The sequence below is a fragment of the Alkalicoccobacillus gibsonii genome, from assembly GCF_016798245.1.
Lineage (GTDB): Bacteria > Bacillota > Bacilli > Bacillales > Bacillaceae_D > Alkalicoccobacillus > Alkalicoccobacillus gibsonii.
Genome location: NZ_JAEUZA010000010.1, coordinates 1 through 24012 on the forward strand (window position 1 = coordinate 1; position 24012 = coordinate 24012).

The following is a 24012-nucleotide window of genomic DNA, read 5'->3' on the forward strand; positions in this document are numbered from 1 at the left end:
GGCACGCCGCCAGCGTTCGTCCTGAGCCAGGATCAAACTCTCCATAAAAGTGGTGAGTTGATTGCTCAACTGCTGGCTTTGTTGATCGACACAAAATGTGTCTAAAATCAAACAAAGTGTTAATTGCGCATCTTCTAACTTGAAAACAAGTTATCATTTGCGACTTTTTATACTTATGAGATATCGTGTATCTCTTCGTACGCTTGGCTTTTGTTCAGTTTTCAAAGAACTTAGTGTCGCGTTGGCGACTTAACTAATATAACATACATCTGATCAGAAAGTAAAGAACTTTTTTTGAAGTTGTTTTACTACTTATCTGACAGCAAGATATAATTTACCACGTACACAAACAAAAGGCAACTACTTTCCTTAAGAAAAGTGAAATCTTTTTATTACACACAAACCCTCATTCATAACAGCTATGAATGAGGGTTTGTTATTTCCTTATAAAATGAATTGCTTCACAACCACTAATAATACAAGACCAGGAACACCAAGCAACCCTGTAATTGTTGCAGTAATAGGATTAATCGGTATATGAATACCTGTCCACCCTCCAGCTGCATTTAATAGAAATAGAAGTAACAAACCTATCACGAGTTTAACAGCGACATTTCCAACGAGTCGAATGGGCCTCATTGGTGCTCCGACAGTCAGCAATAAGATGACCGCTCCCCCTAACAATGCATAAAGAATGATTGGATCCATCTCTTTCCCCCTACTCAGCATGTTCTTGGTTCAATGTATGTCCAAGCCCACAAAAAAAGAACAAACTGTCTTACAGTTTGTCCCTTCTCGCATGACGGATTCTAGCTTCCCTTATTAGAAAAGAATACTTCGCTTCCGTCAGTTTCATCCGTGCAATCACATCTTCAGATGGATCCACACTATGTTCTAAAAGCTGCCTTTGATTATCATAGCGTTCCTTCGTGACTTCTATGTGGTTCAGCAGTCGTTCATTCTCTTCCATTCTTAGCCTTCCTTTTTTACGAAAAAACAATGACCTCGCCTGCCTTACAATTCTCGTCTTCCTTCAATCGCTCTTGATAATGTTACTTCATCTGCATACTCCAAGTCTCCACCAACAGGAAGTCCATGAGCAATTCTCGTTACCTTAATTCCTGTAGGTTTGACTAGTCGCGAAATATACATAGCTGTGGCTTCCCCTTCAATTGTGGGGTTCGTCGCAATGATGACTTCTTGAATCGTGTCATCCTGCAATCGTTTAATAAGCTCAGGTACCTTAATATCCTCCGGACCAATACCCTCCATTGGAGAGATAGCTCCGTGTAACACGTGGTACTGACCAGGGTATTCACGCATCTTCTCCATTGCCATGACATCCCGGGATTCCTGGACAACACAGACCATGGATTGATCACGTGATTTGTCGTTACATATATAACATGGGTCTTGATCCGTAATATTGTGACAGACGGAACAATATGTTAAGTTCCGCTTCGCATTGACAAGTGCCTTAGCAAAATCAAGTACATCGTCTTCCTTCATATCTAATACATAAAATGCAAGACGACTCGCTGTTTTAGGACCAATCCCCGGTAATCTCATAAATCCATCGATTAATTTGGCTATCGGTTCAGGATATTGCAACGGCTACCCTCCTAGAACATTCCTGGAATATTCATTCCCTTAGTGAATTTACCCATATCTTGTTCAACAAGCTCATCCACTAGCTTAAGAGCTTCATTTGTTGCAGCGATCACTAGATCTTGAAGCATATCAATATCATCCGGATCTACAACATCCTCAGAAATCTTAATATCTAAAATACGTTTGTCTCCACTAGCCGTTACTGTAACCATTCCGCCACCAGCTGTTGCTTCGACTGTTTTTTCCTTTAACTCTTCTTGTGCTTTAGCCATTTGCTTTTGCATCTTTTGCATTTGCTTCATCATATTACCCATGTTTTTCATTGTATAAATCCTCCATTCAATTTTGGTCTGCCCATTCAATTAAATCCTCGCCGACGAGTTTGACGGCTTCATCAATAAGGGGGTCTGTTGTTTCCTGATCCCCAGAAGAATGAGATGTCGCATCACTGCTTTTCTGTTCTTGAACGAACTCATCCTTTAACTTGGTCCACTGAGAATGTAGAAGGGTAATGAACGTCATCCCTTCTCCAAGCACTTCTTGCAGCACTTCAAGCAAGGTCTCTCTAAACTTCGTATCCATCATATCACGATGCATCTCATTTTGAAATGCTAATAGGATCCCATCCGGAGCCGCCGCAACCGGTCGACTGTCATTTAGCCAAGCTGATCCAGGTACACTTTTTACTTTCATACGCGCCGTAACATCCGGCCATTGCGAAGTAACCTGCTGGAGCTTTTGCTTTTCTGCTTTAGCAAGTAACTCTTTTACCTGTCCAGTTGCCAGCCTTGTTTGTTGCGGAACCTTCCTTGTACGCTTCTGTTGAGGTTGAGACTTCTCTTCTGGCTTACTTTGAATTCCTTGCTTTTGCAATTGACTCAGCATACTTTCAAGCTTCTTTACTTTGTCCTCTAGCGCAGAGGTGTCAGCAGATGATTCAGCTTGAACAACAGGCGAATGAACGTTCGACTTGTTCATAAGCTGTATAACGGCAAGCTCAATCATCATCTTAGGATGAGTAGACCACTTCATTTCCTGCTGAGTATTATTCATCGTCTCAATGCTATGATAAAGCCATTCAAAGCTTAACTCTTCTGAAAGCTTCTTAAATGGTTCATCAACAACCGCCCGCTCCATTAAGTGGGCAGAATCTGGTGACGTTTTATATAAGAGAACATCTCGGAAATAATAAAGTAGGTCCTCAACAAAACGTTTCGGATCCTTCCCGTCCTTTAATACTTGATCGATGAGTGAAAGGAGTTCTGATGCTTGTCCGTTATGAAGACTCCCCACTACATTCGCTAGTGCCTCTCGTGAAACAGCACCTGTTATTAACCGAACCGCTTCCGCCTGGACCGTATCATCAGAAAATGATATGGATTGATCTAGAAGACTTAACGCGTCACGCATCCCACCATCAGCTGCCTGTACAATAAGCTGCAAAGCCTCGTCTTCTACTTGAACATCATCCGCTTCAACAATTTCCTTCATACGACCTATCATTGCGCTCTGAGAAATTGGTTTAAAATCAAAGCGCTGACAACGAGAGATAATCGTTAGCGGAATTTTATGAGGCTCTGTTGTTGCCAATATAAAAATCGCGTGTTCAGGCGGTTCCTCAAGGGTTTTTAACAAAGCGTTAAAGGCTCCAGTTGAAAGCATATGAACCTCATCAATAATATACACTTTATATCGAACTTCACTTGGTGCGAACTTTACCTTATCACGAATATCTCTTATTTCATCGACTCCATTGTTGGAAGCCGCGTCAATCTCCATCACATCAACAATCGATCCATTTGAAATTCCTACGCACGCTGCGCATTCATTACACGGTTCCGCTACCGGTGCTTTCTCACAATTGATCGCTTTTGCAATAATTTTAGCAGCACTCGTTTTTCCCGTTCCTCTTGGTCCTGAAAACAAATAAGCATGCGAAAACTTATTTTGAACAAGCGCATTTTGCAAGGTTTTTGTTAGATGTGTTTGGCCAACCACATCCTTCAGCAGTTGTGGGCGCCATACTCGATACAATGCCTGGTAACCCATGCTGATATCCCGTCCCTTCTTTTTCTCTTTCTTCTATTATAGACATTTCCAAACGTAATTCATAGTTTATGGAGAATAGATAAGAAAAAAAGCAACTGCGACATGCGCAATTGCTTGAGTTCTATGTATATATACCGTGCACCTTTCTTTGATCATACCATCCCATGCGTTACCTAAGCAGTTGGCTCGGTCCAGGCAACTCTGCGGCACACGAAAGGATTCACTTACTGCTGCTTCCTTCCGGACCTGACAGGATTCATGAGTTTCCGTTGCGCAGAACCCAAACGTCAACACTACTTACTTAGGGCAGGCCAAAAGATGATATAACCTAGGAAAGGGATTCAGTCTCGCTCTAGCGGATTGCGAGTGACAGGGCACCGCTACCTCCCCACCTAGCACGGCAAAGTTGATAATATCGTTAGGCATCAATGAGTGATGCAAAACTCAGTATACGGCAAAATCTCACTTTATGCAAGGTTACCATCTGATTCAGTCTTCCTTCTCTTCTTCTCTGCTCGTAATTTTCGGAAAAACGTTGTAAGCTGCGACGCACATTCCACTTCTAAGCAGCCCGCTATCACTGTACTTCGATGATTAAAGCGAGATTCATCTAGTAGATTCATGAGCGTCCCTGCGCAACCTGCTTTAGGGTCAGAAGCCCCATATACAACCGTTGGAATTCTGGATTGTACGATAGCACCAGCACACATCGGACATGGCTCGAGTGTCACATAAAGCGTACACTCTTCCAGTCGCCAAGCTTCAAGCGTTTTACATGCCTCTTGGATAGCAAGTAACTCAGCGTGCGCCGTAGCACTGCGTAACTCTTCCCGCAAATTATGAGCACGAGCAACCACTTCCCCGTCTTTTACAATAACGGCTCCGATTGGTACTTCCCCTAACACCTCTGCTTTTTCGGCCTCTCTGATTGCTTGCCGCATCCAATATTCATGATTTTGTTCTTCTACTATGAGAGTGGACATCCTACTCGCCTCCGACTTAATCTCTATGTATCGTAGCAGATGACTTAGTCACACTGCAATGAGCGCATTAAAAAACCTGGCAGCTGTATTTTGCTACCAGGTCAGAGACATTACTCTTCAATATATACATCGTGAAGCTTAAAGTCTCCACTTTGGTGACGCCATAGATTCTTAACTGAATCGCTAATAGCATTTACCTCTTGCTTGTGGTGTGTGTAAAGAAGTGGTGCTTCATCAATTAAGATGTCCTGTACCTCTTTATACATAGCCATACGTTTCTCTTCATCCATCTCATGCTGAGCATCTTCTAACAATTGATCAACCTCTTCGTTATCAAAGAATGACTTGTTACCAGCTGCTCCATGGTTCATTGAATGGAATAATGGTGACAATGCATAATCAGCATCCCCAGTTGATGCACTCCATCCTAAAACAAACATATCATGATCTCCAGAATTCGTACGGTCTAAGTAAGAGCCCCATTCCATTGTCTCTGTCTTTACATCAATCCCTAGTTGTTTTAGTTCCTGTTGTACATATGTTACTAAATCCACACGCTCACGCTTATCATTTGTCCAAATCGTTGTTTCAAATCCGTCCGGATAACCCGCTTCAGCTAATAATTCTTTCGCCTTTTCAATATCATAGCCTAAAGGTTCAACTGAATCATCAAAGCCAATAATTTGTGGAGACATTGGACCAATTGCCGGGATTCCGTATCCATTTAATAGATTTTCAATGACTGCTTCGTTATCAATCGCCATGGAAATGGCCTGACGAACACGCTTGTCATCAAATGGCTCTTTCTTTGTGTTAAATCCAATGTATTCAATACCCATGCTATTCGACTCAATAACATCCAAACCGTCTGTTGCCTTCACTCGCTCTACATCTGAAGGGCTAAACGGATCGGAGACATGAGCACTTCCTGTCTCTAGATCTGCTAAACGAGTACCATCCTCTGGCACAGTTTTAAACGTAACCGAATCTAGCTTAGCAGGTTCTCCCCAGTAATCTTCATTGTTTACTAATTTGATCTCTTGTCCTACGTTCCACGATTCAAACTCAAAGTAGCCAGAACCGACTGGATGATTATTAATAACACTTCCTGGTTTTTCTCCAGCTTCCATTGCTTCATAGTCTTCTTCAATTGCCTTTGGACTAATCATTGAACCACCATTATGAGCAAAGCTATAAATTAATGGTGCAAATGGCTCCTCAGTTATAATCTCTACTGTATAATCATCCACAATATTTACATCTGATATATTATCAAATAGGTATCCTCTTGGTGACGCAATATCAGGATCCGTTACACGGTCAATATTCGCTTTAACAGCTTCAGCATTAAATGGTTCTCCGTCGTGGAATGTCACTCCTTCTTCAAGCTCAAAGCGGAGTGTTAGATCGTCCACCTGTTCCCATTTCTTTGCGAGGTTTTCTTCTATATTCATATCTCCATCAAAGTTTACAAGCTTGTCATAAATATTAGATGCTACGTTTCCAGATGGAACATCATTCGCTAAATGAGGATCAAGTGTCACTGCCTCAGCGCCCATATCAATGACTAGATCTCCGCCCTGACCATCTGTGGAAGCCTCATCTGCTGATCCGGAAGCTTGTGGCTCACTCGCACATGCCGCTAACCCCACTGTTAGTAAACCAAGTAGTAAATAAGACTTTTTCATAAATATGCATCCTTTCAAACTCTTGATAGTATTTAAAAGATTCAAACATCTATTATCGAATTAATATAGCTTATATTCAGACAATTTACGACTGTTTTTTCACCTTTTTTCATAAAATAAGTCTTTACTCATAGTTAATCGACATTTTTTTCAAAATAAAAAGTAGGCCCCTCAGTGAGAGGGCCTACTTTCAAGTAGTACGTATTAGTCAACGTAAACGTCTTTCAACCAGAAGTCTCCAGTTGGGTGACGGTAGAAATTATGAACAGTATTAGCAACCGCATTTAACTCAACCTTATGGTGAGTGTATAAAAGTGGCGCTTCTTCAATTAGAATTTCTTGTACTTGGCTATAAAGCTCGTTACGTTTTGTTGTATCTAGTTCGTTTTTCGCTTCATCAAGTAATGCATCTACTTCTTCGTTCTCGTAGAAAGAACGGTTACCTGCGTTACCTTTGTTTTTAGAGTGGAATAATGGCTCAAGTGCATAGTCTGCATCTCCAGTAGCCGAGCTCCATCCAAGAACAAACATATCTGTGTCACCTTTAGCTGTTTGCTCTAGGTAAGCACCCCACTCAACGATGTCAATACTTACATCTAGACCAACTTTTCCAAGCTCAGCTTGAACAAATGTAGCTAAGTCTTGACGCTCAGTTGTATCGTTTGTAGAGATTGTAATTTTGAATCCATCTTCAATTCCAGCTTCTTCAAGCAATTTCTTTGCTTCTTCTGGATTGTATTCAATTGGCTCGATGCTATCATCATAACCAATAACTCCTGGAGCAATTGGACCTTTTGCAGGTGTACCATAACCATTGTATAGGTTGTTTACTACATCTTCGTTATTGATAGCCATAGAGATTGCACGACGAACGCGCACATCATCAAATGGTTCTCTCTCTGTGTTGAAACCAATATATGAAACGTTTAAGCTATCTGATTGAACAATATCCATTACATCAGAGTTTTCTACACGGTTTACATCACTAGGTGCAGTTGGCTCAGAAATATGCGCACTTCCAGTTTCGATGTTAGCTAAACGAGTGTTATCCTCTGAAACGACTTGGAATGTAACAGAGTCAAGCTTCGCTTCCCCATCCCAATAATCTTCATTCTTCACAAGACGAACGCTGTCACCGGACTTCCATTCATCTAGTTTAAAGATACCTGTTCCAACTGGGTTTGTCCCAATAACAGAACCGGATTTTTCACCATTTTCCATAGCCGCATAGTCTTCTTCAATTGATTTCGGACTAATCATGCTACCACCGTTATGTGCAAAGCTGAAAATCAATGAAGCAGAAGGTTCTTCCGTAATAAATTGAATAGTATAGTCGTCTACAACCTTAATTTCTGAAATATCCGCGAATAAGAATGCACGTTGTGATGCAATGTCTTCATCCGTAATACGGTCGATATTTGCTTTTACAGCTTCAGCGTTAAATGGCTCGCCATCTGTAAATGTAATGCCTTCACGTAGCTTGAATTCAAGCGTGTTCTCATCTACTTGCTTCCAGTCTTCAGCAAGACCGTTTTGAATGTCCATGTTCTCATCAAAGAAAACAAGTGTTTCGTAGATGTTTGATTGAACATTACTAGAAGGTACGTCATTTACTCCGTGTGGATCAAGTGAAACAAGTTCAGACTTCGTATCGATGACTAGATCGCCACCAGTACCTTCTTCATTTCCAGCAGCTGCGTCATCACTTGATCCAGAGTTGGCATCAGGCTCACTAGCACATGCTGCTAAACCAAAGCTTAATAAAAGAATAAGCATCCACATTGATAGATGTTTTTTCCCTAACTTCATTGTATTTCCCCCTTAAACATTATATTGATGTATTAATCTTTATACACTATACATGATTTTAAATAGTTGGACAATAATTTTAGTTTACTTTTTATTTTTGCACATGTTTGTATTATCTGATTTATCAAACACCACCAAGGGTTGAGACCCTATTTCAAGAAAGCGTATTCAGTATTTTTTATATTATCAGACAATAACAATATAAGGGATTTATGCCGTTATAAGCTGGTATTTGCCTGCATCAAAAAAGCGGATGTCCACTGGTTGTGAACATCCGCTTCGTTTTCTATCCTTATTTAGTTAAGCGTAACATCCTGAAGCATTAATCTTCTTGTTGGATGCTGCCACAGTCCTTCTACACTATCACTTACACCAAGTAGATAGTCTTCATGGAACAATGGATATACAATTGCTTCATTAGCAATGATGTTTTGCGCTTCTTCATATTGACCTAGACGTGCTTCCTGATCTTCGTTTTGACGAGCAGACATAAGCAGCTCGTTCAGCTCTGCATTATCTGTAAATGTACGGTTACCTGCAGAACCAAATTGTGACTCATGGAATAGTGGGAACAGACCATAGTCCCCATCACCAGTCACTGTAGACCAGCTCAGTACAAACATTTCTTGTTCGCCATTAGCTGTTGACTCTAGGAATGATGCCCATTCTTCCATTTCGATGCTTACGTTTACGCCAATTTCAGTTAGTGCCTGTTGTACGTTCTCAGCAATATTCTGACGCTCACGGTGATCACTTGTGTTAAATGTAATTGAAAGTTCTCCTTCACCATATCCAGCTTCCTCTAAAAGAGCCTTTGCTTCTTCAGGATCGTATTCAATCACATCAATGTCTTCACTATAACCATATACCTTAGGAGCAAGTGGACTTTTTGCTTCTAGTCCATGTCCATCGTAGATTCCTTGAATAATACTATCCTTATTAATAGCCATTGATAACGCCTTACGTACGTTTGGATCATCAAATGGTTCCTTCTGAGAGTTAAATCCGATATACATCATGGCTACACTCTCAGTAGAATCTACATGCATTCCATCTGTTGCTTCAATTTGAGAAACATCACTTGGGCTTAGTGGATCAGCAATGTGAGCTGCTCCTGTATTTAGATCAGCAATACGCGTTCCATCCTCAGGTACCACTCGGAACGTAACTGAGTCAACCTTCGCAGGATCTCCCCAATAGTTTTCGTTTTTCGTTAATTTGATTTCATTACCTGGAGCCCAGCTTTCAAACTCAAAGTAACCTGTTCCAGTCGGCTCATTATTTAATACAGAACCTGGCTCTTCACCATTTTCCATTGCTTCATAGTCTTCAGCAATCTTCTCGGCACTCATCATTCCACCACCCGTATGTGCTAGGTGAGCAGGAAGTGGTGCAAATGGGTACTCAGTGACGATATGAACTGTGTAATCATCAACAACCTTTACTTCTTCGACCATGTCATAAAGAAAAGCACGCTGTGATGCCACTTCCGGATCAAGAATACGATCCAGGTTTGCTTTTACAACTTCAGCATTAAAATCTGAATCATCGTGGAACTTAATACCTTCGCGTAATTTAAATTCCCATGTATTTTCATCTAACTGTTCAAAGCTTTCAGCTAGACCTTCCTTAAGGTTAAGATCTTTGTCGTGGTAAACAAGAGTTTCATAAATATTTGATGCCACGTTACTTGAATATGTATCGTTTGATTTGTGGAGGTCTAGTGAGACAGCATCAGATGCTAGAGAAATGATAAGATCGCCGCCCTCTGATCCTTCATTCTCTGACGTTCCTTCTCCGTCTCCAGTAGATTCTCCTTCATTACCAGTTGGCTCACTTGCACATGCAGCCATAAAAACAGAAAGCGCTAGTAACAAACTAAAGAAAGTTCTCTTTTTTAAATTTTCCAAGTTTTTTTACCCCTCTCACTTTTGTGTTTATTCAGAAAATTTCTTAATCACTATACCTTAAAACTACTTTAATATTCAATACTTTTCTTGACAATGCTTCCAATCAGGACTTTGTACCTAAACTTTCTCTTTAGTACTGACACATCAGCGCTCATGTGTAATTGCGGACGACAGAATCTGGCATTTTAGTCGAAATAATTTGTAAGATTATTTTTCATTAATAGTTTTTTTGTTTTTTTATGGGCTGATCATGGTATAATCTATCAACGTGAGTACAGGCTGGATAAGGCTTTTACACGTTACTTTGATTCTCCTAAAGAAAGGAAGTTAGAAGCTATGCAAGAACAACAACCACCCAATCAGTATGCGCCGGCTCCTGTCGAAAACCCTCGGGTTAAAAGCATGAAGAGCTTTTTCAAGCGTTTAGCTCGTAATAAACCGGCTATGGTTGGAGCTTTCTTAATTGTCTTTTTAATGATCGTAGCATTAATTGGTCCATACTTTACAACGCTTGAACCAAATGCTCAAGACTACTCTGTAAAATTAGAAGGACCATCCGCTGATCATTGGTTAGGTACTGACCACCATGGTCGCGACATCTTTACACGTATCATACACGGAATGAGCTTAACCTTTTATGTAGGGTTCTCATCTGTTGCACTTGGCTCCATTGTTGGAACAATCTTTGGTGTGATATCTGGTTATTATGGTGGTCGACTTGATACGCTGATCATGCGTATTACAGATGTCCTACTTGCATTCCCAGGAATCTTACTAGCACTTGCGATTGTTTCTGTACTAGGACCATCTATGAATAATGTAATCATTGCGGTTGCGTTGTTCTCTGTACCTGTATTCGCTAGAATTGCCCGAGGCTCTGCCTTAACTGTTCGTAAGCTTGAATATGTTGATGCAGTAAAAGCCTTAGGTGCAAGTGATTTCCGAATTATCTTTAAACATATTTTACCGAACATCACATCACCACTCATTGTTCAAGCAACCTTAAGTATTGCAACAGCAATCCTAACAGCTGCTGGACTTTCATTCCTTGGACTTGGTGCCCAGCCTCCTACTCCTGAATGGGGAGCCATGCTTGCAGATGGACGAAACTACATGTACGATGCTGGCCACGTAGCGCTCTTCCCTGGTTTAGCGATTGTTCTTGTTGTTTTAGCATTTAATATATTTGGTGATGGATTACGTGACGCGCTTGATCCAAAGCTTAGAGATTAGAAAGGAGAGCCGATTACATGTTAACCTTCATCATCAGACGTCTCATTCAAACGATTCCTGTTTTACTTGGCGTAACGATCATTACATTTAGTTTAATTCATCTAATCCCTGGTGACCCCGCGCAAATTCTTGCCGGAGAAGCAGCATCAGGAGACCAAGTTGAACAAATGAGAGAACGTTTAGGCTTAAATCAACCATTGCCTACACAATATTTTAATTATTTAAAAGATGTTGTCACTCTAGATTTTGGTACATCGATTCGTAACGGAAGACCGGTTGGCGATGAGATTGGTGCCAGGTTTTGGGTAACCGTAGAGCTTGCATTATATAGTACGATCTTTAGTATTATCTTAGGTATGATTGCCGGAATCATCTCTGCTACAAAGCGTTACAGCTTCGCAGATACCGGGATCATGATTATCGCTTTATTTGGTCTGTCTATGCCTAACTTCTGGATGGGTCTTATGCTCATTCAATACTTCTCTATTAATCTAGGATGGTTCGCCTCCTCTGGTTGGGGAACATGGCAACAAATTGTTCTACCAGTCGTCACACTTGGAACAACCGGTGCTGCAATCATAGCCCGTATGACACGTTCAAGTATGCTTGAAGTCATTGGACAGGATTACATACGTACGGCCCGAGCTAAAGGGGTTAAAGAACGTTATGTTATTTATCAACACGCACTTAAAAATGCAATGATTCCTGTTGTTACAGTAGTAGGACTTCAATTTGGTTCACTACTTGGAGGAACGGTACTCGCTGAGTCGGTTTTCGCTATCAACGGAATGGGTCGTTTAATCATTGACTCAATTCGTGCACGTGACTTCCCGATTGTACAAGGAACTGTTCTTGTTGTTTCTCTATTATTTGTTCTTGTAAACTTACTTGTTGATATAGCATACAAAGTGTTAAACAAACGAGTCGACGTCGACTGATCGTATTAATTACTCTTAATGAAAGGTGTGTGAATTCTCATGGGTAATGAATCTATAATTAAAATCCGTGATCTTCGCACCTCGTTTTTCACTCAAGGTATGGAGGTCCGTGCTGTTGATGGTGTGACCTTTGATGTACCAAAAGGCAAAACCCTTGGTATTGTTGGTGAATCAGGCTCTGGTAAAAGTATCTCAGCTATGTCGATTCTACGATTAATTCAAAACCCAGGGAAAATTGTTGGTGGGGAAATTGAGTTTAAAGGCGAGGATTTAACAAGCAAAAGTGAAAGTGCTATGCGTAAAATTCGTGGAAATGAAATCTCGATGATTTTCCAAGAACCAATGACATCACTTAATCCCGTTTATACAGTAGGACAGCAAATTGGCGAGTCTTTCCGTATTCACGAGAAGCTAGGTAAAAAAGAAGCCATCAAGAAATCAATAGAAATGTTAAAGCTGGTTGGTATCCCATCACCAGAAAAACGTGTTCATCAATACCCGTTTGAATTATCAGGTGGAATGCGTCAGCGTGTAATGATCGCTATGGCTCTTGCCTGTAATCCTGATCTATTAATTGCTGATGAACCGACAACTGCACTTGATGTAACGATTCAAGCACAAATTCTTGAACTCATGAAGGACCTGCAAAATCGTCTTGGTATGTCAATCATCATGATCACACATGATCTTGGTGTAGTAGCAGAAACCTGTGATTATGTAGCCGTTATGTATTGCGGTAAAGTTGTTGAATATGCAAGCGTGGAGGAGCTTTTTGCAAATCCTCGCCATCCATATACTGTTGGATTACTTGAATCCCTTCCGCGTCACGACGTTGATGTAGAAGGTGAAGATCTTTCCGTTATTAAAGGATCTGTTCCAAGTCCGGCAAACATGCCGACTGGTTGCCGTTTTGCACCACGTTGCCCACATGCGAGCGAGATTTGCAACACGTTACCAGACTTAGAAGTAGACGAAAACGGAAATCAAATACGCTGCTGGATCTACTCTGATAAGTGGGACGGCGATCCGGAGGTGAAGGTTCATGGCACAAGAACTACTCAAGGTTAATGATCTTAAGCAGCACTTCCCTATTAAAGGAGGAATGCTTGGTCGAACAGTTAACCATGTTAAAGCAGTAGATGGAGTATCCTTTGCAATTAAAGAAGGAGAAACCGTTAGTATTGTTGGTGAGTCTGGTTGTGGTAAATCGACAACGGGTCGTGCGATCCTCCGTCTAGATGAACCAACAAGTGGAGAAATTGAATTCCAAGGCAAAGACCTTCTTTCCATTAGCAAATCTGAGATGCGTAAGATGCGTAAAGATCTACAGATCATCTTCCAGGATCCATATGCATCCATTAACCCGCGTCAAACAGTTAGACAAATTCTTGAAGAGGCTATGGAAATTCAAAATGCTGTTCCTAAGAAAGACCGTGAGAACCGTATTAAAGAATTGATGGATACAGTAGGTTTAGGACCACACCAAATTGATCGCTATCCGCATGAGTTTAGTGGTGGACAAAGACAGCGTATCGGTATTGCACGCGCGTTATCTGTAGATCCAAAACTAATTGTATGTGATGAAGCCGTATCTGCATTGGATGTATCCATTCAAGCACAGGTTATTAACCTGTTGAAGAAGCTTCAGCGTGAGCTCAAGCTAACGTACCTTTTCATTTCGCATGATCTAGGTGTGGTACGCCACATTTCAGATCGCGTCATCGTTATGTATCTTGGACGAATTGTAGAGATTGGTGATAAGAAGTCTGTGTTTGATCAATCCCAGCATCCTTACACAAAAGCCTTACTTTCTGCGATTCCAGTTCCAGATCCAACAAATAAACCAAACCGCATTATCCTAAAAGGGGATGTACCATCTCCAATCGATCCGCCTGCAGGCTGCCGTTTCCACACTCGTTGCCCGTTTGCAACAGACAAGTGTCGTACAGAAACGCCTGAACTACGCACAACAGATTATCTAAAAGATGGTCATATGGCTGCATGTCACTACATGGAAGAGATCGAACAAGGAAAACGCGAACCAGCTTACACATAAAAAAAGGATGCCCTTGTGGCATCCTTTTTCTTTGCTTATCAGCCTGTCCATAATTCAAGTAAAGCACCAAATGAGATATATCCTGCACCTATCGTGACGATAATGGCAATGATACCAAATACAATCAACCAACTTGGATGGCGATAATCGCCCACAATTGATTTTTTACGCGACGCAATTAAGATTGTTGTTAATACAACAGGTAAAATGAGTGCATTTAGAGCACCAGCAATGACTAACAACGCAACTGGACGTCCGATGAAAACAAAGATGACCGTAGATATTGCAATAAAAACGGCGATAATCGCACTGTTGTATTTCTCAAAAAATGGGTGAAACGACCGTAGAAAGGAGATGCTTGTATACGCACAACCAATAACAGAGCTAATGGCTGCAGCGAATAGAACAATCCCAAACATTTTATATCCAATGTCTCCAAGTGCTACTTGAAACACCGTTGCTGCAGGATTTCCTTCATCTAACGTGTAACCAAGTGTCACTACACCAAGAACAGCTAGAAACAGAAAGACCCGCATTAATCCGGTTGTTAGGATGCCGTAGTTTGCTGCACGGCTAACAAATCCTACGTTCTCCCGACCAACAACCCCAGCATCAATTAATCGGTGCCCTCCGGCAAACGAGATATATCCTCCCACCGTTCCACCTACTAACGTGACGATTGGTAGCAACAGCGCATTAAAGTTATCAGGTAAAACAGCTTTAACTAGAACCTCTTGCAGTGGTGGGCTTGTACTAAACATTACATACCCGACCATGACAATCATAATAATTCCAAGAACCTGCATCACCCAGTCCACAACGCGCATCGCATTTCGGACTAAAAAGATTACAATTGCCAGCACAGCAGTGATAATGGCACCTACCTCAACTGGTAAGCCAAATAGCACATTAATACCTAAACCCGCTCCGGCAACGTTCCCGATATTGAAGGCAAATCCCCCAAAAACCATAAGAATGGCGACAAATATACCGAGACCCGGCAATACCTTGCCAGCTATTTCTTGACCACGCAAGCCAGATACCGAAATCACGCGCCAAATGTTTAGCTGAGCACCAATATCAATGATAATTGAAGCTACTATCGCAAAGGCAAAGCTCGCCATAAATTGTTGAGTAAACAAGGACGTTTGCGTTAAAAAGGCTGGTCCAATAGAGGATGTAGCCATTAAAAAGATCGCACCTCGTAGAAATTTCTTGCGCTCACGTTCACTCATAGGTGTCTGAGGCAGCGAATGGTTTGACATACATATCCCTCTTTTCAAAAAGCTTAATTCTTATTATTATATCTAGTAAAGATCTGACCTACGACTTGAGAAAACCGGGACATCTTTTCTCACCTTTGGAACCTGATTAAGCTCTAAGGAGATCAGAAGGGTTTCCTCTTTATCTTTACCAGCCTGCGCCAGAATATCTCCCCAAGGGTCAATAACCATGGAAGAGCCTGCAAATTCCACTCCATCATACGTTCCTATGACGTTACTTGATACAACGTAGCACTGATTTTCAATCGCTCTTGCCACTTGAAGTGCCTGCCAATGTGTTGTCCTCGCTTCTGGCCATTCTGCAACAATATGCAGAACCTGAGCTCCTTCTAATGCCAGAGACCTGGCTATCTCCGGAAAACGTAGGTCGTAGCAAATCATAACCCCCATTTTAATTCCATCAAGCTCAAACACATGGCCAATCGAGCGACCTTCTGTAAGATAAGCTGGCTCATTTAGCATGGGAACTAAATGAGCCTTATCATATTCATAAACAAGTTCACCCTTTTTATTCACGACCAGGGCTGTATTATAGATACCGCCATCTCTTTGATTAGCGACAGACCCACCTATCACATGAACACTGTGTTGCTTGGCTAAACGCTGTAAAAACGGAAGAGTAGTTTCAAGATGATGCTCTGCAAGCTGTGGTAAATCAGGCAACGTGTAGCCCGTCGTCCACATCTCAGGAAGCACGAGAATGTCTGGCTTTTCCTCTGTCATCATGACTGCATGAACCCATTGCTCAACCTGAGAATAATTAGCCTGCGGGTTACCTGGTACAAGCGCAATTTGACAAATCGCATAGTTCATCTTAAAACCTTCCCCTCTATTAGATTATTGTTTTTCCACCCATATACGGCTGCAAGACTTCTGGAATCGCGATGGTGCCATCTTCTTGCTGGTAATTTTCAAGGATCGCTGCAACCGTACGTCCCACTGCAAGACCAGAACCGTTTAATGTATGAACGTGCTCTGCTTTCCCTTTCGCTTCACGTCTAAAGCGGATGTTTGCACGGCGTGCCTGGAATCCTTCAACATTACTACAAGAAGAGATTTCACGATATTCCCCGTAGCTCGGTAGCCACACTTCAAGATCATACGTCTTCGCAGCAGTGAAACCCATGTCTCCCGTACATAGTGTTAATACACGATATGGAAGATCTAGAAGCTGCAGCACTCTCTCTGCATTCTCCGTCATTTTTTCAAGTTCAGCATAAGAATCTTCCGGCTTACAGAAGTGAAGCATTTCCACCTTATTAAATTGATGCTGACGAATTAATCCACGAGTGTCACGCCCAGCAGATCCTGCTTCAGAACGGAAGCAGGCACTGTATGCAGCGTAACGAAGTGGCAATGTATCCCCTGCAATGATTTCATCACGGTATAAGTTTGTTACCGGTACTTCTGCCGTTGGAATGAGGAAGTAATCTTCTTCACGAATTTTAAATGCATCCTCCTCGAACTTTGGAAGCTGTCCTGTTGCAAACATGCTATCACGATTTACCATATAAGGAGGGAGAATTTCTTCATAGCCGTGTTCATCTGCATGAAGATCCATCATGAAGTTAATGAGTGCACGTTCAAGTCGTGCGCCCATTCCACGATAGTAAACAAAGCGGCTACCAGTTACCTTTGCTGCTCGCTCAAAGTCAACGATTCCAAGTTCTGTTCCCAGGTCCCAGTGTGGTTTGGGATCAAATGAGAACTCGCGAATATCGCCCCATCTTCTTAACTCTTCATTTTCTTCCTCCGTGGCACCAACTGGTACACTTTCGTGAGGGAGGTTTGGCAATGTAGATAGAATGTCATCTAATTGCTCATCTACCTGAAAAAGCTTTTCATCAAGCGCCTTAATGTTGTCAGATACTTGCTTCATTTCTTGAATAAGCGCATCTGCATCGCCCTTCTCACGCTTAATCTTCGCTACCTCTTGTGATACCTGGTTACGACGGCTTTTTAATTCCTCCGTCTCTACGATTAGCGCACGGCGCTCACTATCTAGTTGTTCAAATTGATTTAATCCTTTTTGCTCTCCACCACGTGTAGCTAATCTTTCCTTCACTGTATCTAATTCTTTTCGTAATTGCTTCACATCTAACATGTTAGATCCTCCTTTTATTTAATACATCGACTGAAACAAAAAAACTCTCGACCCCTCCATACATCGTGTATGGAAGGGACGAGAGAACCCGCGTTGCCACCCTTATAGCCCCGCATTATACGGAACCACTCAAGGCCTGTAACGTAGGCAAGACGGAACGGTATACTAAGATTCCACCATTCACTCAAGGGGGGATTCAAGTACGGGTTGTTCCGGTTCTCACCAACCACCGGCTCTCTGATACAATCCATCGTACTTTACTAGTCCCTATCATCACGTTTTCTTATCTCACTCTGTTTTGAGTTGCTTCTTTTACCATTGTAACAAAAAAACGATGCAAACGGAAATCATCTGTTAACTCTGGGTGAAAGGAACAGGTTAAATAATGTCCTTCTCTCGCTGCGACGATCTCTCCATTATATGTAGAGAGGACCTCTACTTGTTCTCCAACCTCTTCAATTAATGGAGCCCGAATAAATACAGCTCTCAGATCTTCGGCCACACCTTTTACATCAAGCGTTGTTTCAAAGCTTTCCCTCTGACGACCAAATGCATTCCTCTGAACCTTCATATTCATCAGTTCAAGATGCGCGGAGTCTTCACCAGTGATCTCACTTGCCATTAAAATAAGACCAGCACATGTACCAAAAATCGGCTTCCCGCTTTGACCAAATGCTTTTAATGGTTCAAAGAAATCAAATTGATTGATCAGACGACGCATCGTTGTACTCTCTCCACCAGGAAAGACGAGACCGTCCACTTCCTCTAACTGTGCTGCTTTTTTAATGATTACAACTTCTGTATCCTCCGCCTGAAGGCTGCGCACATGCTCCCGCACAGCTCCCTGCAAAGCAAGTACACCAATCTTAACCATCTTACCAGCCGCGCTCTTGCATACGATCGCCAGGAGCAAGTGTTGAGATCTCCAAACCTTTCATAGCAGACCCAAGTCCTTTAGATACCTTAGCAATTAATTCATAATCTGTGTAATGAGTTGTTGCCTCTACAATCGCGCGAGCAAACTTTTCAGGATTATCTGATTTAAAGACACCAGATCCCACAAAGACACCGTCCGCTCCAAGCTGCATCATAAGAGCAGCATCAGCTGGAGTCGCTACTCCACCTGCTGCAAAGTTAACAACAGGAAGCTTTCCAGTTTCTTTGATTTCTAACAGAAGCTCATAAGAAGCACCTAGGTTTTTCGCTTCAGTCATTAATTCATCAGTAGACATATTAGCCACCGTTTTAATTTGTGCCTGCATCATACGCATATGACGGACAGCCTCAACAATGTTCCCTGTACCAGGCTCACCCTTCGTACGAATCATTGATGCGCCTTCACCAATGCGGCGAGCAGCTTCACCTAAATCACGCGCTCCACATACAAATGGAACGGTGTAATCACGTTTATAGAGATGGAAGACTTCATCAGCAGGTGTTAATACTTCACTTTCATCAATGTAGTCAACTCCCATTGATTCAAGAACACGAGCTTCTACAATATGACCAATACGTGCTTTCGCCATGACTGGTATGGAAACAGCATTCATAACATCCTCTACAATTTGTAGATCAGCCATTCTTGCTACCCCACCGGCTGCGCGAATATCAGAAGGAACACGTTCAAGCGCCATAACAGCAACCGCTCCTGCAGCTTCCGCAATTTTTGCTTGTTCGGCGTTCACCACGTCCATGATCACTCCGCCTTTTTGCATTTCAGCCATACCACGCTTCACTAGATCTGTACCTGTTTGACTCATCTTAACATCCCCCACAAATTAAATTTTCTTTCAATCTTGTGTTGTCTATCTATATTGAATCTTAGATTCCAGTATTAAAACCACCCTGTCACTGTGTCAGAAACAGACGTCCAAATTCCAGAGAAAAAGCTACCAATGCCTCTCATGCTCATTGTAAACCAGCTAGCTTTCTCTACAGCCTGATCAGCAACAAGAGGTGTTGAAGAAGATTGGTTATCGTATAGATATTCCACATCCTCTTCACCCTCATAAGTCAATTGAACCTGACCTACTTCTTGCCCTTCTTCAAGAGGAGCAACAAACTCTCCATCTTCATTTAGGAGCTCTGAAGCTAATGAAACCTCTGGAACATATAGATCTTCCTCATCATTTTTAATGACTGAACGAAGCGCGCTAGATGTTGAGATCGATACTTCATTCTCTTTACCACCTGTTACCGGAATCACATCTTCCCCATCAGGCTTGTACCCTTCTGGTAATAGCTCCGCCTCATGGAAGTTATCAAAGCCATAATCAAGCAGCTTCTCTGTTTCATTAAAACGATCATCTCGTGTATTGGCTCCCATTACAACTGTAATTAGACGCATATCATCACGTAGAGCAGTTCCAGTAAACGAGTTACCTGCCGCAGAAGTGAATCCCGTTTTAAGACCATCTGCCCCTTCGTACTCGTGCTGTGGATTCACACCAGGGATCATCCAGTTCCAGTTTTGCATTTGAATGGTTTCATCTTCTCCAGCCTGAAATTCAAGCTCTGGAATACTCGCCGTATCAAGAACTTCTGGATAGTCATTAATTAGGTGGAAAGCAAGCTGAGCAACAGATTTTGCAGATAATTCATTTTCTGCATTAGCATCTGTTCCTTCAGGATGGCTACCAGCTAAATCACTGTTATTTAAGCCACTTGAATTAACAAAGTTATAACTCTCAAGTCCAAGCTCACCTGCTTTATCATTCATCATTTGAACAAAATCAGCTTCACTTCCGGCAACGTGTTCTGCCAAAGCAATGGTCGAGGCATTAGCTGAATAGATAGCCATGGACTGATAAAGATTTTTTACTGTGTAAGAATAATCTTGTCTTAATGGAACATTAGATAATTCAGTTTGTAAAGATAATGTACGTACTGGGTCACTTATACTTACTTCATCATCCCAGCTAATTTTTCCTTGGTCAATCGCTTCAAGAATTAAGTACTCACTCATCATTTTAGTCATACTTGCAATAGGTAGTTGATCATCTATGTTATCTGCGAATAAAATTTTTCCTGAGTCGGCATCTACTAAAATTGATGCTGATGCATTAATATCAACAGCTGCATCTGCTTGCTGAGGATTTAATCCAATTGTTAATGCCAGCGATGCTGCCATCATTCCAAGTATTACTTTACGTTTTGCTGGCTTACTCAAAACCTTCCACCTCCGCTATTTTTAACACAGAGGTAATTTTATCATATGCCTGTATAAAAAAATAGATAGAGTTAGACTCTATCTATTTGAAATACATTACAATTTAGCGTCAATTAAGTTAGACTGAATAGTTTGGTGCTTCTTTCGTAATATGAACGTCATGCGGATGACTCTCTCTTAAACCTGCACCACTGATCTTAATAAATTCTCCTGTTTCACGAAGATCTGAGATCGTTGGCGTACCAGTGTAACCCATACCTGCACGAATTCCACCTACTAATTGATGAATCGTATCGCTAAGAGGTCCTTTGTACGGTGTTCTTCCCTCAATACCTTCTGGAACAAGCTTTTGATTATTTTCCTGGAAATAACGATCCTTACTTCCTTTTTCCATTGCACCAAGTGACCCCATGCCACGATACACTTTAAACTGACGACCTTGGTAAATCTCACGCTCACCAGGACTCTCAGACGTACCAGCAAGTAAGCTTCCTAGCATTACAGCATGTCCACCTGCAGCAAGAGCTTTTACAATATCACCAGAGTACTTAATTCCACCATCAGCGATGATTGGCACACCGTGCTTACGTGCTTCGGTTGCACAGTCATAAATAGCTGTAACCTGAGGAACACCAATTCCAGCTACAACACGAGTGGTACAAATTGAACCAGGACCAATTCCTACTTTTACTACATCTACCCCAGCTGCAATCAGGTCACGTGTACCCTCTGCTGTCGCGACGTTCCCTGCAATAATCGTTAGGTTAGGGTATTGATTTCGAATTTGTGAAATACGGTCTAGAACCCCTTTAGAATGACCGTGAGCCGTATCAATTACGATTGCATCTACTCCAGCTTCGACAACGGCTGCAATACGGATTTCAGCATCCGCTGACACACCGATAGCTGCTCCAACAACTAAACGTCCTTGAGCATCTTTAGCTGAGTTCGGGAACTCAATCACTTTTTCAATATCTTTAATTGTAATAAGACCTTTAAGAATTCCCTCATCATCTACAAGTGGAAGCTTCTCAATCTTGTACTGCTGAAGAATTTTCTCTGCTTCTTGAAGAGTTGTACCTACAGGAGCTGTAACTAGATCTTCTTTAGTCATAACATCATCAATTTGAATCGAATAGTCTTCAATAAAACGTAAATCACGGTTTGTCAGAATCCCAACTAATTTACGATTCTCATCTACAATTGGTACACCAGAAATACGGTATTTACCCATTAAATGCTCAGCATCAAAAACTTGACGATCTGGCGTTAAGTAGAATGGATTCGTAATGACTCCACTCTCAGAACGTTTAACCTTATCAATCTGTTCTGCTTGCTCTTCAATGGACATGTTTTTATGGATAATCCCAAGACCACCCTCACGAGCAATTGCGATTGCCATCTGGTATTCTGTTACTGTGTCCATTCCCGCACTAATAATTGGAATATTAAGCTTCAGATTTTCTGAAAGCTGTGTCTGCACTGACACATCACGCGGCAAGACCTCTGATTTAGCAGGGATCAATAGTACATCATCGAACGTTAAACCTTCTTTTTGAAATTTGTTTTCCCACATGATGTGAATCATCCTCCCACAATAAAATAGTAAAGTACCTCAGAATATTATTAGTAGCGTATCAATTGGGTAAACTACTGTCAAGAAAAGGCGTTAAGTACTACTTTTCTGAATATACTAACGATAATACTGAGAGAGTGATCCCTTTGAGTGACCCATTCATTCCTTTTGAATCAATTAGCTACACGAAGCGGTTTCTAGCGGATTGTTATGAGCGTCAATCCTTTGCCAATGCTAAAACCGTTAGCTATCATACCAGCTATTCATTTATTTACCACCTTCAACAAGGTAGACTTTATCTGCAGCAAGCTGCACAGGCTCCTATTGAGATTAAGCCTATGCTTCTTTTCTATGGTATTGTCCAGATGTTAAAAGCCTGTGTCTTAACCGTTGATCCATTTTATCCGGAAAACTCTACCGTCCTTGCCCACGGAGTCACAGCTAGGAAAAGAAAGAAACAAGGATACCGGTTTTTAGACGACGAAATTAAAGTACAGAAAAACGGGCTTTTTCTTCACTTTCTCGACAAAATGTTTCATGTGAAACAAATGCCTGATGAAAAATATAAAATGAACTTCTTACTTAAACAAGTAGCAGATATGCATCCCCTGTACAGCACCATGCATAACCAAGACATTAGCATTGCAGTCACTCAAAGAACACAGTCCTATACAATTTCTGATTCCATTTTAGATGACTTACATATGACGGCTAATCGATTTAGCTTATTTCTTGAACAGTCTCCAAATAGTAAAAGCTGGTTTCATCGACAAAAAGGAGTCACTACATTAAAACAACAAATTACTATACCCCTGCATGCTGCACCTACTCGTTACCAAAGTGCTCCTTGGTTATCTACATGTGATGGAGACATTTTTATGTTGAGAAAAAGAGAAGACCACTGCTCCCTCCCTGAATTATCGATTCATTATCTCCTCCTTTATAACCTCAGTATGATCTGTCGATATGAAGCCGAGTGGTGGGGAGAGCTGCACCATACCTTTGAAGGAGATGATCTACCTTTTATTAAACAGTTCCTCACATCAACTACAAAGAAACTACCTCTTCTATTTGAACACTATCTTTTTTCGATTAATGAGAGATGAGATAAGTTTGGACTTTTATTTGCTATAGCGACGTACTTGGGCTTAGTGGGTTGGAGAATTCAGGGGTGTTATCTTTTTATGGAGGGTGCTTAGGCTTTAGTTGTTTTTTATTTAGTAACTCGATAGGGGGATGGATTTACTTTATTTAGATTCTCAATATCCTTAGGCCTCTGTTTTTCTTGATAAGGAGGTTTTCCATCTTAATGAGGTGTTTCTTCTCCTTTCTAAAAGGTGTGCTTCTTGGTACAAGAAGTTTCCTTCTTAATAGTGTTCGTTTGCCTCTTGGTATTGGAGGTGGGTTCTTAATTGAACACGCTGGGGGCTTGGTGCTTTCTTCGTTTTGCTTGGTAAAAGGTCCAGAGTTACCTACTCTTTATAAAACAAAAAAACCTTCCATCCAAAGATGAAAGGTTTTTAATTAGTGCCCGGCAACGTTCTACTCTCGCAGGGGGAAGCCCCCAACTACCATTGACGCAGAAGAGCTTAACGGCCGTGTT

Annotated in this window: 21 protein-coding genes, 1 other RNA gene and 1 other annotated feature; of the genes, 5 read left to right on the forward strand and 17 right to left on the reverse strand. The window is 41.5% G+C overall.

The annotated features are described in order from the left end of the window. Positions 1-444 precede the first annotated feature (444 nt). The 10 genes from JNO66_RS20215 to JNO66_RS20260 all read right to left on the reverse strand — a co-directional run bounded on the left by JNO66_RS20215 (position 445) and on the right by JNO66_RS20260 (position 10050). Positions 445-708: a pro-sigmaK processing inhibitor BofA family protein gene (locus tag JNO66_RS20215; RefSeq protein WP_203091020.1), complete on the reverse strand. Its 264-nt coding sequence runs from the start codon at positions 706-708 to the stop codon at positions 445-447. 70 nt (positions 709-778) lie between these two features. After that, the gene (locus JNO66_RS20220) at positions 779-1000 is read right to left on the reverse strand and encodes a YaaL family protein (RefSeq protein WP_203091021.1); all 222 of its coding nucleotides are present in this window, start codon (positions 998-1000) and stop codon (positions 779-781) included. A gap of 14 nt (positions 1001-1014) precedes the next feature. After that, positions 1015-1611 carry a recombination mediator RecR gene (gene recR / locus JNO66_RS20225; RefSeq protein WP_203091022.1) on the reverse strand — a complete coding sequence of 199 codons (597 nt, stop codon included), beginning with the start codon at positions 1609-1611 and terminating at the stop codon, positions 1015-1017. Positions 1612-1622: 11 nt separating this feature from the next. Next, a complete protein-coding gene (locus tag JNO66_RS20230; RefSeq protein ID WP_203091023.1) occupies positions 1623-1934 on the reverse strand; it encodes a YbaB/EbfC family nucleoid-associated protein in 312 nt (103 codons plus the stop codon). Between the two features lie 16 nt (positions 1935-1950). After that, entirely contained in the window at positions 1951-3660 is a 1710-nt protein-coding gene (gene dnaX, locus JNO66_RS20235) for a DNA polymerase III subunit gamma/tau (RefSeq protein WP_203091024.1), read from the reverse strand. Between the two features lie 134 nt (positions 3661-3794). Then, positions 3795-4061, reverse strand: an RNA gene (ffs, locus tag JNO66_RS20240) — signal recognition particle sRNA large type. A 66-nt stretch (positions 4062-4127) separates the two neighbouring features. After that, positions 4128-4643 carry a tRNA adenosine(34) deaminase TadA gene (tadA, locus tag JNO66_RS20245; RefSeq protein WP_203091025.1) on the reverse strand — a complete coding sequence of 172 codons (516 nt, stop codon included), beginning with the start codon at positions 4641-4643 and terminating at the stop codon, positions 4128-4130. A gap of 110 nt (positions 4644-4753) precedes the next feature. Continuing rightward, a complete protein-coding gene (locus JNO66_RS20250) occupies positions 4754-6331 on the reverse strand; it encodes a glutathione ABC transporter substrate-binding protein (protein ID WP_203091026.1) in 1578 nt (525 codons plus the stop codon). A 204-nt stretch (positions 6332-6535) separates the two neighbouring features. Further along, complete coding sequence (locus tag JNO66_RS20255) at positions 6536-8140, reverse strand: glutathione ABC transporter substrate-binding protein (protein ID WP_203091027.1); 1605 nt, start codon at positions 8138-8140, stop codon at positions 6536-6538. Positions 8141-8436: 296 nt separating this feature from the next. Continuing rightward, entirely contained in the window at positions 8437-10050 is a 1614-nt protein-coding gene (locus JNO66_RS20260; RefSeq protein WP_307730750.1) for a glutathione ABC transporter substrate-binding protein, read from the reverse strand. A gap of 336 nt (positions 10051-10386) precedes the next feature. Here JNO66_RS20260 and JNO66_RS20265 point away from each other — a divergent pair, with 336 nt between their 5' ends. Genes JNO66_RS20265 through JNO66_RS20280 form a run of 4 tightly spaced genes read left to right on the forward strand, consistent with a single transcriptional unit; the run spans position 10387 to position 14277 of the window. Then, the gene (locus JNO66_RS20265) at positions 10387-11283 is read left to right on the forward strand and encodes an ABC transporter permease (protein WP_203091028.1); all 897 of its coding nucleotides are present in this window, start codon (positions 10387-10389) and stop codon (positions 11281-11283) included. 17 nt (positions 11284-11300) lie between these two features. Continuing rightward, positions 11301-12221 carry a nickel ABC transporter permease gene (gene nikB, locus JNO66_RS20270; protein ID WP_203091029.1) on the forward strand — a complete coding sequence of 307 codons (921 nt, stop codon included), beginning with the start codon at positions 11301-11303 and terminating at the stop codon, positions 12219-12221. Positions 12222-12260: 39 nt separating this feature from the next. After that, positions 12261-13289, forward strand: coding sequence for an ABC transporter ATP-binding protein (locus JNO66_RS20275; RefSeq protein WP_203091030.1), 1029 nt, complete (start codon positions 12261-12263; stop codon positions 13287-13289). Then, a complete protein-coding gene (locus JNO66_RS20280; RefSeq protein ID WP_203091031.1) occupies positions 13264-14277 on the forward strand; it encodes an ABC transporter ATP-binding protein in 1014 nt (337 codons plus the stop codon). The genes JNO66_RS20275 and JNO66_RS20280 overlap by 26 nt, the downstream gene beginning before the upstream one ends. Positions 14278-14315: 38 nt before the next feature. On the opposite strand, the gene JNO66_RS20285 is transcribed toward JNO66_RS20280, so the two are convergent. The 7 genes from JNO66_RS20285 to guaB form a co-directional block, all read right to left on the reverse strand. After that, complete coding sequence (locus JNO66_RS20285; protein WP_246483386.1) at positions 14316-15542, reverse strand: NRAMP family divalent metal transporter; 1227 nt, start codon at positions 15540-15542, stop codon at positions 14316-14318. A gap of 42 nt (positions 15543-15584) precedes the next feature. Further along, complete coding sequence (locus JNO66_RS20290) at positions 15585-16373, reverse strand: carbon-nitrogen family hydrolase (protein WP_203091032.1); 789 nt, start codon at positions 16371-16373, stop codon at positions 15585-15587. Positions 16374-16392: 19 nt separating this feature from the next. Continuing rightward, entirely contained in the window at positions 16393-17664 is a 1272-nt protein-coding gene (gene serS / locus JNO66_RS20295) for a serine--tRNA ligase (RefSeq protein WP_203091033.1), read from the reverse strand. A gap of 71 nt (positions 17665-17735) precedes the next feature. Next, positions 17736-17947: a binding site (T-box leader), on the reverse strand. Further along, positions 17948-18538: a pyridoxal 5'-phosphate synthase glutaminase subunit PdxT gene (pdxT, locus tag JNO66_RS20300; RefSeq protein ID WP_203091034.1), complete on the reverse strand. Its 591-nt coding sequence runs from the start codon at positions 18536-18538 to the stop codon at positions 17948-17950. A 1-nt stretch (position 18539) separates the two neighbouring features. Then, complete coding sequence (gene pdxS / locus JNO66_RS20305) at positions 18540-19424, reverse strand: pyridoxal 5'-phosphate synthase lyase subunit PdxS (RefSeq protein ID WP_203091035.1); 885 nt, start codon at positions 19422-19424, stop codon at positions 18540-18542. 74 nt (positions 19425-19498) lie between these two features. Continuing rightward, positions 19499-20833 (reverse strand): D-alanyl-D-alanine carboxypeptidase family protein, encoded by a 1335-nt coding sequence (locus tag JNO66_RS20310; RefSeq protein ID WP_273753841.1) that lies wholly within the window; start codon positions 20831-20833, stop codon positions 19499-19501. Between the two features lie 118 nt (positions 20834-20951). Next, on the reverse strand, positions 20952-22409 hold the full coding sequence (gene guaB, locus JNO66_RS20315; protein WP_203091036.1) for an IMP dehydrogenase: 1458 nt from the start codon (positions 22407-22409) through the stop codon (positions 20952-20954). A gap of 146 nt (positions 22410-22555) precedes the next feature. On the opposite strand from guaB, the gene JNO66_RS20320 reads away from it, so the two are divergent. Continuing rightward, on the forward strand, positions 22556-23515 hold the full coding sequence (locus tag JNO66_RS20320; protein WP_203091037.1) for a YaaC family protein: 960 nt from the start codon (positions 22556-22558) through the stop codon (positions 23513-23515). Positions 23516-24012 lie beyond the last annotated feature (497 nt).

Coding starts and splice junctions, on each gene's coding strand:
- serS (WP_203091033.1), bottom strand. CDS start 17,664: ATGTTAGATGTGAAGCAATTACGAAAAGAATTAGATACAGTGAAGGAA.
- JNO66_RS20230 (WP_203091023.1), bottom strand. CDS start 1,934: ATGAAAAACATGGGTAATATGATGAAGCAAATGCAAAAGATGCAAAAG.
- JNO66_RS20255 (WP_203091027.1), bottom strand. CDS start 8,140: ATGAAGTTAGGGAAAAAACATCTATCAATGTGGATGCTTATTCTTTTA.
- JNO66_RS20285 (WP_246483386.1), bottom strand. CDS start 15,542: ATGTCAAACCATTCGCTGCCTCAGACACCTATGAGTGAACGTGAGCGC.
- pdxT (WP_203091034.1), bottom strand. CDS start 18,538: ATGGTTAAGATTGGTGTACTTGCTTTGCAGGGAGCTGTGCGGGAGCAT.
- JNO66_RS20290 (WP_203091032.1), bottom strand. CDS start 16,373: ATGAACTATGCGATTTGTCAAATTGCGCTTGTACCAGGTAACCCGCAG.
- tadA (WP_203091025.1), bottom strand. CDS start 4,643: ATGTCCACTCTCATAGTAGAAGAACAAAATCATGAATATTGGATGCGG.
- JNO66_RS20280 (WP_203091031.1), top strand. CDS start 13,264: ATGGCACAAGAACTACTCAAGGTTAATGATCTTAAGCAGCACTTCCCT.
- pdxS (WP_203091035.1), bottom strand. CDS start 19,424: ATGAGTCAAACAGGTACAGATCTAGTGAAGCGTGGTATGGCTGAAATG.
- JNO66_RS20215 (WP_203091020.1), bottom strand. CDS start 708: ATGGATCCAATCATTCTTTATGCATTGTTAGGGGGAGCGGTCATCTTA.
- nikB (WP_203091029.1), top strand. CDS start 11,301: ATGTTAACCTTCATCATCAGACGTCTCATTCAAACGATTCCTGTTTTA.
- dnaX (WP_203091024.1), bottom strand. CDS start 3,660: ATGGGTTACCAGGCATTGTATCGAGTATGGCGCCCACAACTGCTGAAG.
- JNO66_RS20275 (WP_203091030.1), top strand. CDS start 12,261: ATGGGTAATGAATCTATAATTAAAATCCGTGATCTTCGCACCTCGTTT.
- JNO66_RS20265 (WP_203091028.1), top strand. CDS start 10,387: ATGCAAGAACAACAACCACCCAATCAGTATGCGCCGGCTCCTGTCGAA.
- guaB (WP_203091036.1), bottom strand. CDS start 22,409: ATGTGGGAAAACAAATTTCAAAAAGAAGGTTTAACGTTCGATGATGTA.
- JNO66_RS20250 (WP_203091026.1), bottom strand. CDS start 6,331: ATGAAAAAGTCTTATTTACTACTTGGTTTACTAACAGTGGGGTTAGCG.